This window comes from Nostoc sp. DedQUE08 (assembly GCF_034530895.1).
Classification (GTDB): domain Bacteria; phylum Cyanobacteriota; class Cyanobacteriia; order Cyanobacteriales; family Nostocaceae; genus Nostoc.
In genome coordinates this window covers 20,997-33,916 of record NZ_JAVRCD010000034.1, presented here as the reverse complement: position 1 = coordinate 33,916, position 12,920 = coordinate 20,997, and the positions used below count along the sequence as shown (strand labels likewise).

The 12,920-nt window shown below is 43.9% G+C and carries 12 protein-coding genes; 7 read left to right on the top strand and 5 right to left on the bottom strand.

Annotation, left to right across the window (positions count from 1 at the left end; translation table 11 throughout):
* Positions 1 to 96: 96 nt before the first annotated feature.
* A complete protein-coding gene (ctaD, locus tag RMY64_RS21735; RefSeq protein WP_322670239.1) occupies positions 97 to 1,833 on the bottom strand; it encodes a cytochrome c oxidase subunit I in 1,737 nt (578 codons plus the stop codon).
* A 116-nt stretch (positions 1,834 to 1,949) separates the two neighbouring features.
* Entirely contained in the window at positions 1,950 to 3,041 is a 1,092-nt protein-coding gene (locus tag RMY64_RS21730) for a cytochrome c oxidase subunit II (RefSeq protein WP_322670240.1), read from the bottom strand.
* A 404-nt stretch (positions 3,042 to 3,445) separates the two neighbouring features.
* On the opposite strand from RMY64_RS21730, the gene RMY64_RS21725 reads away from it, so the two are divergent.
* The 4 genes from RMY64_RS21725 (at position 3,446) to RMY64_RS21710 (ending at position 6,240) form a co-directional block, all read left to right on the top strand.
* Positions 3,446 to 4,381 carry a heme A synthase gene (locus tag RMY64_RS21725; protein ID WP_322686460.1) on the top strand — a complete coding sequence of 312 codons (936 nt, stop codon included), beginning with the start codon at positions 3,446 to 3,448 and terminating at the stop codon, positions 4,379 to 4,381.
* A 300-nt stretch (positions 4,382 to 4,681) separates the two neighbouring features.
* Positions 4,682 to 5,635: a heme o synthase gene (locus RMY64_RS21720; protein WP_322701071.1), complete on the top strand. Its 954-nt coding sequence runs from the start codon at positions 4,682 to 4,684 to the stop codon at positions 5,633 to 5,635.
* Between the two features lie 144 nt (positions 5,636 to 5,779).
* The gene (locus tag RMY64_RS21715; protein ID WP_322670242.1) at positions 5,780 to 6,022 is read left to right on the top strand and encodes a type II toxin-antitoxin system HicB family antitoxin; all 243 of its coding nucleotides are present in this window, start codon (positions 5,780 to 5,782) and stop codon (positions 6,020 to 6,022) included.
* Positions 6,022 to 6,240, top strand: a complete 219-nt coding sequence (locus RMY64_RS21710; RefSeq protein WP_322701070.1) for a type II toxin-antitoxin system HicA family toxin — start codon at positions 6,022 to 6,024, stop codon at positions 6,238 to 6,240. The genes RMY64_RS21715 and RMY64_RS21710 overlap by 1 nt, the downstream gene beginning before the upstream one ends.
* A gap of 13 nt (positions 6,241 to 6,253) precedes the next feature.
* Here RMY64_RS21710 and RMY64_RS21705 read toward each other — a convergent pair whose 3' ends face one another.
* A complete protein-coding gene (locus RMY64_RS21705; protein ID WP_322670244.1) occupies positions 6,254 to 6,982 on the bottom strand; it encodes a GUN4 domain-containing protein in 729 nt (242 codons plus the stop codon).
* A complete protein-coding gene (locus RMY64_RS36870; RefSeq protein ID WP_416211789.1) occupies positions 6,948 to 7,028 on the bottom strand; it encodes a 4-Cys prefix domain-containing protein in 81 nt (26 codons plus the stop codon). Before RMY64_RS36870 ends, RMY64_RS21705 begins: the two co-directional genes overlap by 35 nt.
* Before the next feature lie 190 nt (positions 7,029 to 7,218).
* Between RMY64_RS36870 and RMY64_RS21700 the strand changes: the two genes are divergently transcribed.
* The 3 genes from RMY64_RS21700 (at position 7,219) to dhaL (ending at position 10,004) form a co-directional block, all read left to right on the top strand.
* Entirely contained in the window at positions 7,219 to 8,094 is an 876-nt protein-coding gene (locus RMY64_RS21700; RefSeq protein WP_322670245.1) for an MBL fold metallo-hydrolase, read from the top strand.
* 193 nt (positions 8,095 to 8,287) lie between these two features.
* Complete coding sequence (gene dhaK / locus RMY64_RS21695) at positions 8,288 to 9,361, top strand: dihydroxyacetone kinase subunit DhaK (protein WP_322701069.1); 1,074 nt, start codon at positions 8,288 to 8,290, stop codon at positions 9,359 to 9,361.
* A 13-nt stretch (positions 9,362 to 9,374) separates the two neighbouring features.
* Positions 9,375 to 10,004 (top strand): dihydroxyacetone kinase subunit DhaL, encoded by a 630-nt coding sequence (gene dhaL / locus RMY64_RS21690; RefSeq protein WP_322688429.1) that lies wholly within the window; start codon positions 9,375 to 9,377, stop codon positions 10,002 to 10,004.
* A 10-nt stretch (positions 10,005 to 10,014) separates the two neighbouring features.
* Here dhaL and RMY64_RS21685 read toward each other — a convergent pair whose 3' ends face one another.
* Positions 10,015 to 12,306, bottom strand: a complete 2,292-nt coding sequence (locus RMY64_RS21685) for an IMS domain-containing protein (protein ID WP_322701068.1) — start codon at positions 12,304 to 12,306, stop codon at positions 10,015 to 10,017.
* Positions 12,307 to 12,920: the final 614 nt, after the last annotated feature.

The following is a 12,920-nucleotide window of genomic DNA, read 5'->3' as shown; positions in this document are numbered from 1 at the left end:
TTAAAAATTAGGAGTTAAAAATTTTGAACTAACAACTTTATTAAAGTCATAACTCATCATTCATAACTCATAACTCATAACTCATAACTCCTAACTCTATTTCCGGTCTTCGGGATTAGCAGCAACCGCTGGATCGGGTTCTGCTCTTAATACTGAGTTCGGCCCGCCAGATAAAACTGGATTGGGATCGGACAAAGGTACACCTTCGTCAGCCTTTTCCAAGCCGTAATCGTAGGGGCCTGTAGCTAGTACTGGGGTTCGATCGAAATTTTCGATCGCTGGCGGTGAGGTTGTCATCCATTCTAAGGTAAGTGCCCTCCAGGGATTATTACCAGCTTTTTCACCGTATAACCAACTCCAAATCGCATTGATGATGAAGGGGAATGTCGAAACTGCTAGTATGTAAGCGCCGTAAGTGCAGATTTCGTTGAGAAAGGTAAATTTGGGGTCATACTGGGCAATACGGCGGTTCATGCCCATTAATCCCAGCTTGTGCATTGGTAAGAAGGTCATATTTAGACCAACTATTGTTAAGGCAAAGTGAACTTTACCCCAAAATTCGTTCACCATTCGTCCCGTCATTTTCGGGAACCAGTGGTAAATGCCTGCATAAATCCCTAAGACGCTACCGCCAAAGAGCACGTAGTGTAAGTGTGCTACCACAAAATAGGTGTCGTGAACGTGAATATCAAAAGGCACTGCTGCCAACATCACGCCACTGATCCCGCCGATGACAAAGGTGCCAACAAAGCCAATGGCGAAGAGCATGGCAGTATTAAGCCGGATTTTCCCACCCCACATGGTTGCTAACCAACTGAATATTTTAATTCCCGTAGGTACGGCAATGATCATCGTGGTGATCATAAAGAACATCCGCAACCAACCGGGGATACCACTGGTAAACATGTGGTGCGCCCAAACAATTAGCCCCAGAAAGCTAATAGCGAGAGACGAATAAGCGATCGCTTTATAGCCAAAAATCGGCTTGCGGGAATGCACGGGAATAATTTCTGAAATTGCCCCAAAAAAGGGCAAAATCATGATGTAAACGGCTGGGTGGGAGTAAAACCAGAACATGTGCTGGTACACAACTGGGTCGCCACCCCCAGTTGGGTTAAAAAATGTCGTTCCTGCGAATAAGTCAAAAGCCAGCAAAATTAAACCAGCTGCTAACACTGGTGTAGATACCAAAGTCAGCGCCGAGGTAGCAAACATCGCCCAGCAGAATAAGGGCATTTGATGAACCCCCATACCAGGGATACGCATCCTGAGCAATGTGACGAGAAAATTGATTGCTCCTAAAATCGATGACGTACCTAGTAGGAGGACGCTCATAATCCAAATTCCCTCACCGACTTGACCTGTTACCAAGCTCAGGGGAGGGTAGGAAGTCCAACCCGCATCCGGTGCATCGCCTACCACTAAACTGAGGATCAACAATAAACCCGCAGGCGGAATCATCCAAAAGGCAACAGCATTCAAGCGCGGAAATGCCATATCCTTTGCCCCAATCATCAAAGGGATGAGGAAATTAGCAAAACCCGCACCAGCTGGCACGATCCACAAGAAAATCATGATCGTGGCGTGCAGCGTAAATAAGCTGTTGTAGACTTCAGGGGTGACGAAATCGACTTCTGGAGTTCGCAGTTCTGTACGAACCAAGTCAGCCATCACGCCACCGATACAGTAAAAAATGAATGTAGTGACTAGGTATTGAATCCCAATCACCTTATGGTCGGTGTTGAAACTAAAGTAGTCTTGCCATTTTCTGATCCCTGACTCCTCAACAAGAGCAGGGGCGTTGGCAGTTTCTTGCACTTGAGCTTGGGTCATTTGTCATTTGTCCTTTGTCCTTTGTAATTTGTCCTTTGTCACTTGTCCTTTATCACCTGTCATTTGTATGAGTACTAATGACCAGTGACTAATGACTAATGACTAATGACCAATGACTATTTGTGAACTTGATGCAGGATTTCTGGCTTAATTCCCATATCCTTGGTGTAAGGAGCGAGAAATTCATTTGGGGATAGATTCGCAGGGTTAACAGCAACGGCTTGATTTAGTGTTTCTTTGCTGGCAACTAGCTGTTCTTGCATCCATTTGTCAAAGGCTTCTTGTGGCTCAACAACTACTGGCGCTCTCATTGCACCGTGGTAGGGGCCACAAAGTTCTGCACAGATCAGGGTATAGTCTCCTGCTTTTTGAGGGGTGAAGCGAATCTCGCTTTGCCTACCGGGGATCGCATCTTGTTTCAAGCGGAATTCTGGAACCCAGAAGGCATGAATGACATCGTTGGCGGTCATACTGATTTGCACTTCTCGCCCGATGGGGACGTGCATTTCACCTGTAGTTATACCAGTTTCAGGATAGGTGAAAATCCAGGCATATTGTAAACCAGTGACGTTGACTTGTAATTCTGCTGGTTTACCTGCTTTATCAGGAGTTCCCCCAATCGTCGGGGCAACACTACCGACACCTGGGGCATTCCGCAGTTGGGGAATTTGGTCAGCATTGCGGACTTCTGCGGTAGCTGGGTCTTGCATTGCCTCATCAGATTTTTCTTGATTGAGGTTGGGTTCGGTGCTGGGTGGAGTATCGCTTAAAGTTGCGGCCATAGCACTCCCATGCCCTGGCATTTTCATCGACTCCTGATTCATCATCGGTGCTTCATGGATAGCATGGGGATCAAAGCCACCGATTTCGTTGTAAACATCAAAGCTGTAAACAGAAATACCGATAACGATAATTGCTGGGATCGCCGTCCAGAGAATTTCTAGAGGTACATTGCCTTCAACTGGTGGGCCGTCTTCATTGTCACCTGCACGCCGACGATATTTAAATGCAGAGTAAATTAAAACACCTTCGACGAGCAGGAATATACCTGTTGAAACGATCATCATCGCGTTGAACAGACCATCCACTAAGACGGCTTCATCCGTGGCTGCTGCTGGCAACAGACCGTGATTTTGACCGTACCAAAGGCTGGCGAGCGTTAGCACGATGCCAATGAGTAATGTCCAGATTGAACTTGGAATCTTCACGGCTTACTTAATTGAATTTACTACGTTATCTTAAAGCTGCTCACTTACTAAGGTAGTCTAGGCTGTCAGACATGGGGGAGAAAGGTCTGAAATTTTTATTAATTTTTTTGGCTATTTCACTAATTTTTAGTATGAGTTTACTATCATACAACGCCAAAAATAGATGAAAATCAGTGAAAAAGTTTAAGGAAAAATTTAGGATGTTTAAATTTATTCCCATGAATCAATTTCTCACATCTTGAAAAATACCTAAAGCTTCAGGCAAAACCTTTCTGGAGTGATTCAAAGTATAAGTGAGTGCTAATCTATAAACCCATAGCCTATACGCTAGGGTGGAGATGGGACACTAAAAGAAAATTGAAAATTTTAAGAGATTCACCAAGAGCGGGCAGAAGGTATCCTTCATGAGCGAATTTGTCCTACAACAACAAAATGAAGCGGCGCTTCAGCAGCAAAAACCCAAGGAAATGATTCGTCGCTTGGTGTGGAAAATATGCATAGCCACCTTAATTTTGATGGCAATAGGCAGCGCCACCCGTGTGATGAATGCTGGACTTGCTTGCCCAGACTGGCCCTTATGCTATGGCGAACTGGTGCCAGCCAAGCAAATGAATCTCCAAGTGTTTTTGGAGTGGTTTCACAGATTGGATGCAGCTTTAATTGGTGTAAGCGCGATCGCACTCTTCGGTTTGTCGTGGTGGCATCGTCGTTTCTTACCCTCTTGGCTGCCTTGGGCATCTACATTCGCCCTATTTCTAATCGTCTTCCAAGGCATCTTGGGGGGACTCACCGTTACCGAACTGTTGCGGTTTGATATCGTTACCGCTCATTTAGGAACGGCGCTGTTATTTTTTTGCACCCTGCTGATTATCGGCACGGCACTTACTCCCTATCAGGGGAATGGAACCGTTGGTAAGTTGCCTTGGGTCGGTTTAACTGCCACTGTTCTGGTTTACCTGCAAAGTCTCTTGGGTGCTTTGGTAGGCTCTCGCTGGGCGCTACACCAATGCCTCGGCGGTTCTCAACTTTGTACTGTAATGTACAGTCATATTGCTGGTTTGGTGCCGCCTTCCTTGGCAACCTTGGCAATAGTATTTATCTGTTGGCGGACACCAGCACTACATCCAGCCTTACGGCGACTGGCAAATTTGGCTGGTGCGTTGCTAACCTTACAAATCTTGTTGGGATTCGCCACTTTCAAATTACATCTCCAAGTAGAGCCTCTCACCGTCTCTCACCAAGCTATAGGAGCTACTTTGCTGGGTACTTTGGTGGTTTTCACAGTTCTCGCACTGCGTGACTCTGTGAGTGCTGAGTCACGAGTACTGAGTGCTGAGTAGGGAATGGGGCATTGGGCATTGGGGAGGCAGTGCGGTCTTCTCCCAAGGGGAGACGCCAAGGGCGATGGGGTCTCCCCAAGTAGAGCAACTGCCGTCATTGAGCATTGGTTCTTCTCCTTAATCTCCCCCTGCTCCCTCATCTCCCCCTGCTCCCCACTCTCCACTAAACGACGAAAGCCGCAACGGCGAGTATTGCGACCTATGCAGGTGCAGAAAATCTGTGTTTTCGTTTGCTTAATAAGAGCCAGCTTGAGCGGGGGCTGCATATAAGTTGTTGAAAAATAAGGAACCAGAGCCAAAATGATTGAGACTAATGTCTCTCGCCACCACGGAACATTTTTACAGGTAATTCAAAGTTACTACCAGCTAACCAAGCCTCGGATTATTCCGTTGCTTTTGATTACTACGGCTGGGAGTATGTGGATTGCTGCTAAGGGTGAAGTAGACCCATTGCTGTTGCTAGTAACTCTCACTGGTGGCACCTTGGCTGCTGCAAGCGCCCAGACGATTAACTGTGTCTATGACCGAGATATTGATTATGATATGGAGCGGACGCGCCATCGTCCGATGCCATCCGGTAAGGTACAGCCGCGCGATGCTCTAATTTTTGCGATCGCACTAGCGACAATTTCCTTTACACTCCTAGCAGTATTTGCCAACCTGTTAGCCGCCCTGCTAGCATTTTCTGGGATCGTTTTTTATATTTTGGTTTATACCCACTGGCTAAAACGCCACAGCACCCAGAATATCGTTATTGGTGGAGCTGCTGGGGCAATTCCGGCGTTAGTGGGTTGGGCTGCTGTCACAGGCACATTAAGCTGGTCAGCATGGTTAATTTTTGCCATCGTCTTTTTGTGGACACCGCCCCATTTCTGGGCTTTAGCTCTGATGATTCGGGATGATTACGCAAAAGTTGGGATACCAATGCTACCTGTGATTGAAGGTGATACGGCAACCGTGAAGCAGATTTGGTACTATACGCTGGTAACAGTATTTGCAACCGTGTTATTGGTATATCCTTTGGGCGCAAGTGGAATTCTTTATGCTGCGATCGCCCTAATTCTGGGAGGATTATTTATCCACAAATCTTGGCGGTTGTTGCAAAATCCAGAGGATCGCGCTGTAGCTAAAGAGTTGTTTCTCTATTCCATCTCCTACATGATGCTGTTGTGTCTGGGGATGGTAGTTGATAGTCTTCCCGTTACCCATAATTTAATTAGTGCAGCGATCCATCGTCTGCATTTTATAGCTTAGGGGATGGAAAATTTAGCGATCGCGTTTGGTAAAGGGGCGCGATCGCATTTTTGGAGGTTAAAAATTATACATAATACTTAGAATTTGGCGGATTTGCGATTAAAAATAAAATTTCAGTTGTAACCAAATTGATTAAAAAGCTGAATGTTGACAAATTACATTCGTACAGCAATGCATAAAGCAACTTATGAGTTGCTTGAGGATGGAACTTTCTACGGCGAAATTCTAGAATGTCAAGGTGTGTGGGCAAACGCTACAACATTAGAAGCTTGCCGGGAGGATTTGCAAGATACTCTTGAAGGATGGATTGTACTAGGATTGCGTTTGGGTCATACTCTACCAATACTTAATGATGTTGACCTGAATCTTACCAAAGAGGTCGCCTAATGCCACCCTTTGGATCAATTAATCGGCGGGATCTGATTCGTTATCTAAAAGATGCAGGTTTTGATGGGCCTTACCCAGGTGGTAAGCATCAATACATGGTAAAAGATGAATTAAAGCTGTCAATTCCCAATCCACATCAGGGAGACATCAGCCCAAGCTTACTAAATAGAATATTACGTCAAGCTAATATCAGCATAGATGAATGGGAGACGTTATGAATTATATGCTTAATTATCCTAGTCTTGATGTGAGGGCAGAAAATCTTTTTCTTCTTCCATCCAATCTCATACTCCATATCGCTCTGGGTAGTTGTCCTACCGCAGCAGTTAATGTAAATGATAGAAATTCATAAGGCTTCCAATTATTTTTAATCCGCCATCCTAGAGACTCACCGAAATATTTCCAGGTTTCCAAATCTAAGTCAGGTTTTCCCCCAACGCTGTCCCATATTTGCTTCTGGATACTAAAACCAAAGCGCCCATTACTGTATTTTACCCACAAGCGATCAATAGTTAAGAGGTCTTGACAGGGAAACTGTTTTATATCTTCTACTCTGAGGTAACATTCTTTTTCTCGATGAGATATTTTAAGCATAAGCTTCCAGGTTTCTTGATCGGCTTCTCTCCATTTTCCAGATGCTAGTAGCTTTTGCAAAATTGTATAATCTATCCCTACTGCTGAATTTAGATTCTCAGCATTAAGAGCTTGTATAACCTCATCAACAGATTGATAGCGTTCCTCCACATAATCCTGAATTAACTTATCTAAAACTTGCCCAAACTCAGGAGTAATACTTCTACCTTGTAATAAGTATTTTCTCCAAATCCAGCAACCCTTGAGTGCATCATAAAGTTCATCATAACCATCTGCATTTGGTAAAACTTGGGTTAACAGACGAATACAAGTTACACCCAAACTATAAAGGTCATTGTCCACACTTAATGCAAAACTTATTGTCATCAAGGTTAAACGGATTTGCACAACTAGAATTAGAACAGTAAAGCATATTTGGGAATATATCAGCAGATAGTGTCTATGTTCAGTTTTCCCAATTTCTGCTTACTGGGTTTCACCAGTCTTAATATTTTTGAACGGATTTACTTCTAGTGGCGGCTACAGTCTCAAATTACTTTTGCTAGCGTAGTGATATAAGGTTTATCGCTCCCCAGTAAGCGCCTGGAAGCAAAAGGATTAATATGGCTCATTTAAATCAGCGTCGCTCTCAAAATGTCAACGGCGATTTTTATGTAGATACTACCTGTATTGATTGTGATACCTGTCGCTGGATGGCTCCTGAAGTATTTTATGATGTTGATGACCAATCGGCTGTTTACCATCAACCAACGAATGAGGCGGAAAGATTAGCAGCGCTGGAAGCACTTTTGGCATGTCCTACTAGTTCTATTGGCACAGTTGAGAAACCAAAAGATATCAAAGTTGCTCAAGAAAAGGTTCCAATATTAGTAGCAGAAAATGTTTACCACTGCGGCTATCATTCTGAAAAATCTTACGGTGCAGCTAGCTATTTAATTCAGCTTCCAGAAGGTAACATATTGGTGGATTCTCCCCGGTTTACGCCGCCTTTAGTTAAGCGTTTAGAAGAACTGGGGCCAATTCGTTACATGTATTTAACTCATAAGGATGATGTGGCAGATCATCAAAAGTTTGCCGAGCATTTTCAGTGCGATCGCATCCTCCATGCTGATGATATTACTGCGGATACTCGCAATGTAGAAATACAGCTAACTGGTTCTGAACCATTTACCTTGACACCAGATTTATTAATTATCCCAGTTCCCGGTCACACCAAAGGACAAACCGTACTACTCTACAAAAATAAGTTTCTCTTCACAGGCGATCATCTTGCTTGGTCAGAAAGCTTGCACCAACTGGCTGCATTCCGCGATTTCTGCTGGTATTCTTGGTCAGAACAGATTAAATCAATGCGTAACTTGGCTAATTACTCTTTTGAGTGGGTGCTACCAGGTCATGGACGAAGGTTTCATGCTGATAAGGAAACCATACGCCAGCAGATGCACAAGTGTATTGAGTGGATGGAATCTGTGAATTGACGTTAAAGAACTGACTTTTTACCTCATGTAGAAAAACCTAACCCCCTAACCCCCAACTCGTCGCGGGAAGGGGGAAATTTCAAAGTCTCTCTCCTAAAAGGAGAGAGATTTAGAGAGAGGTCAGCCTCTATTGCATACAAACCAGCGATCGCTATAACCTGGGTTTTAGCACCCTTTTAACCAAACATAGATTATGAAAAAGCTGATCAACAAGCCGGAAGACTTTGTGCAAGAAAGTCTAGAAGGTATGGCGGCGGCTCATTCCGATTTAATTAAACTGAACTACGATCCTGTCTTTGTCTATCGAGCCAATGCACCTATTCCGGGTAAAGTAGCAATTATCTCTGGTGGTGGCAGTGGACATGAACCAATGCACGCTGGCTTCGTGGGCAAAGGAATGCTTGATGCAGCTTGTCCTGGTGAGGTTTTCACTTCACCGACTCCTGACCAAATGCTAGAAGCAGCAAAGCTTGTAGATGGAGGCTCTGGTATTATTTATATCGTCAAAAATTACAGTGGCGATGTGATGAACTTTGAAATGGCAACAGAGTTAGCCCGTAGTGAGGGCATTCGATCGCTAAATATTTTGATTGATGACGATGTAGCAGTGAAAGATAGTCTCTATACCCAAGGACGGCGAGGTGTAGGAACAACAATCCTGGCAGAAAAAATTTGTGGTGCGGCGGCTGAGGCAGGGTATGATTTGCCACAAATAGCAAATTTGTGTCGCCGAGTAAATTTGAATGGGCGGAGTATGGGAATTGCTCTAACATCTTGTATAGTCCCCGCTAATGGAACGCCGACATTTGAATTGAGCGATCGCGAAATTGAATTAGGTATCGGTATTCACGGTGAGCCAGGAACAGAACGTACAGCCATCAAATCAGTAGATGAGATTACCGAAATTTTAACGCGATCGCTCATTGAGGATGCAGCATACACCCGCACGCTCCGCGAATGGGACGAAGATAAAGAAGAATGGGTAGATGTAGAGCTAACAAGTCTACCATTTGCCAAAGGCGATCGCTTATTAGCTTTCGTCAATAGTATGGGTGGAACCCCAATTTCCGAACTGTATATTGTTTACCGCAAACTCGCCCAAATCTGCGAACTGCAAGGATTGCAAATTGTGCGAAACTTGATAGGCCCTTACATTACATCTCTAGAAATGCAAGGTTGCTCCATTACCCTGCTGAAATTAGATGATGAAATGATCGGGCTATGGGATGCACCAGTAAAAACGCCAAGTTGGCGTTGGGGAATTTAACTAATTACGAATTATGTTGACTCAAGCGCAGATATTGCAATGGTTGCAGGCTTATGCAACGGAGATAGAGCAGAATAAAGCCTATTTGACAGAATTAGATGCTGCGATCGGAGATGCTGACCACGGGATCAATATGGATCGCGGCTTCAAAAAAGTAAGCGCTCAGTTACCAACTTTTACAGACAAGGATATCAGCAGCATTCTCAAAGCCGTGAGTATGACCTTAATTTCTTCTATTGGCGGTGCTAGTGGCCCTCTTTATGGCACTTGGTTTTTAAGAGCCAGTACAGCAGTAGTTGGTAAGCAAGAATTAACAGAACAAGATGTTTTAGGAATACTGCAAGCAGGCTTAGATGGGGTGCTGCAACGTGGTAAAGCGCAACTAGGAGACAAAACAATGGTGGATGTGCTGTCTCCGGCTGTAGCCACTTTTGGGCAAGCTGTAAAAGAAAGTAAGGGAACGCTGGAAGCTATGCAACAGGCTGTAGTAGCAGCCCACAAAGGGTTACAGGAAACTATACCAATGCAGGCGAAAAAGGGACGGGCTAGCTACCTGGGGGAACGGAGTATCGGACATCCAGATCCGGGAGGGACTTCTGCTTATTTGATGTTGAAAACTTTGTTAGGGGTATTGGAAACCTAAACATTACAACTTATCTAATTATCTGATTCACAACAGATGCACTCTGAATACGCCATTTACCTCGTTGTCGAATCAAATCATACCGAACCCGCAAATTCTCGTTAGAAGAGTTTTTAAACTGACCATTTTCATATAACTGCGTCGCTTCCTTCACCGTAGCTACCACTGCGGCACGATCTGCGAATAAATCAATTTTCTCTACAGATTCCACCTTTACGCTATGTTCGTACTTGCGGTAGCGGTTGTCTGACCTAGCCTGTTGAGCGATCGCCCGCCATTGAGACAAAGCTGAACCAGTTAAAATCTGCTCTAAGTTATCAATCTCATGATTCGGCCCTAAAGCTTCGGCTTTAGTAGATAGCCAAGTGCGAATGACTTCCTCTGCCGCTGCATCTGTTAAAGAGCCATCTAGTCCTTGTGGTTGACTATTTGGATCGGGAATAGATATTGGTGGTTGATTTATTTGTACAAACAACTGTGAAACAGGTGCAGGTCGTGTGGGAAAAAACAGATTTTTTAACCATCCAAAAGTTGTTGTGGCTAACACCCAAAAAACTAAAATACTCACCAAAGAAATAAACACTCTCCATACCAGCCGTGTTTTCCCTTCAATGGTATTAGCAAAAGTTCGCCGCCGCCGAGGACGACGAGAATGGGGGCGATTGTCCGGTAAACGCTCTCGGATAGGAGATGGAGCAGGTTTTCTCCGCCGGCGCTTTTGGTTATGAGCAGGTGTAGCACTTTTAACTGAACCGTTCAAATGCTCCTTTGTGCCTCTGCTCGTTCGTTCAGCAGCAGGAACCTCTGATTTTACGTTTCCAGATGAATTCCACATCGGTGGTGAGAAGTTTGAATATTCTGGTGTGTCTGGCAAATCTAGGTCAGGTGTTCTGTTGTGGTTAAATTGCTTTGGAGTCCTAGTTGAATTTTTAGGGAAAGGCAAATTATTTGTCTGTGGCTGGGGAAAATTTTGGGGGTTAATTACAGCCCACTCATTAGTTGTTTCTGCATCAGTTGGCAGTGCTTCTAAATAAGCTTGTACCTGTTGGTTAGCAAAGTAATCTTTTAGAAACGCTTGCTGGTTTGCTAAATCTCGAAAATGGGGAAATACTTCGTGTTGCAACCACTGTTCTGCATATAGACACAGCCCTGGTAACAAATCGGGAGAGTCTTGAGATTTTTCTCTAATAAAAGCTAAAGCTTCGTACTCCTGACTAAGTTCTAAAACACGAGTTGCTTCTTCAGTTTGTCCCAAAAGTAAAGCACATAACGACTGTTCTAAATGTACATCTTGGCGCTTGCCCAGACGCATGAGCATTTGCCTTGCTTGACGAATTAAAGCAGGTTGCCGTTGAGCAAATCCCCGCGCTATTAAGGCATAAACAGCTAAGTAAGTGGCAACAGCAGAAGGACGTTTGCTTTGGGCTTCAAATAACTTGTGCTGTTCGGCGACTGTTAAGTGGTTGCGTAACTGCTGAATAAACCGCAGAAAGTCATCTATGTTTAAACCAGAATCATCATTATTCGTGCCATCAATTCCGCCACGATCTTCTAAAAGATTTTGTAATAATTCCAAACCTTGGCTTCGTTCGGCAGTCTTTTCTTGAGGTAGTGCCAACAACTCCAAAATTCGATATGGTCGCAATTTATAAAGATCCGCCTGAATTTCCGCCTGGACGCTGGCGAACAACCCTTCGCGTACTAACAGTTCTTGACCAGTTTCTAGGGATATAGCGGCATTTTCATAGTGACCTTGTTGCCACTGTTCGCGACCTAATTCTAGACAAGCAAGGGCAACAGTCAGAACAACATCTGGGTGTTCAGCACTTTCGTGTATTTCTTCCTCTGCTAAATTATTACCCTTTCTTGGACTTGTAGCACCATTTTTATTTACCAGGTACGGACGACCTAGTTTTAGTACAAGTTCGTATTCCCCTAACTCTTGCAAAATTAATAAAGCGCCCACTAATTCGTCTTGAGTAATTTCGATACCCAGACTCTGGGTATTGCTACCCCTTTTGGTGCTTTCTGGAGAATTTTCCAGTGCTACTGCGGCAGCAGCAAGGTTATCAGGATCGTAGGCGTGGGCAAGATACAGATGATCGTAGGTACTGCGTTGTTTTGGATCTGATAAAACCACGTAAGCTTCTTCTATGAGTTGTTTACGAGAAGAAATTGCTGCCTGAGAATACTCACGTCGCGGCAATTGTACAATGCGATCGCTGTATGCCTGTCGCAATTGTTCATCACTTGCCGCTAACGGTAGTCCTAAAATTCGGTAGTAATCTAGCGGAATTCGCACAGCCTACTTCCCCTGCACCGCGATCAACATAATTTACCTAGAGCGTTCCAGGCCGTAAAACCGTGCCATAAAAATGCCGTATAGAATTTACTCTACAAGTGTATATTGCAACAACTTGTTTTGTACCTTCCCGAAATTTTGAGTCACATTTTAGTACTAATTTTTTGCTTTCGCCTAGAAAGCCTCAATTGTTTGTTTTAATTCTTAGTATTTTTGTTTAACACAACTATTATCAGCCTTCGATACCACAAACCACAACTACCGCTTTTAATCACGGCATAATTGTTGTGGCTGGAAGAATCTATTGATGATTGATTTTTTTGGTACTTTCCTACTAGGCAGTAACAAAAATACCACTATTGAGGGTTTTACCCTGATAACAGGAGACAAAAATCATATCATAATTTACCCTTCATTACAATTACCTATTTGGGTATTATAGATTTTTGCCTGCTTTTTTTTAAATTGTTAATGGATATGCAGAAAGCAGTCTATCTTGATTGCTAGTCTGTGAAGGGGAATAGAGAGAGACAACCTAAAGTGGCAGATATTGCCCTTAGAGTCAAATCCTCACGGGGCATGAGCTGAAAAGTTAAAAATCAAAAATTAAAAAT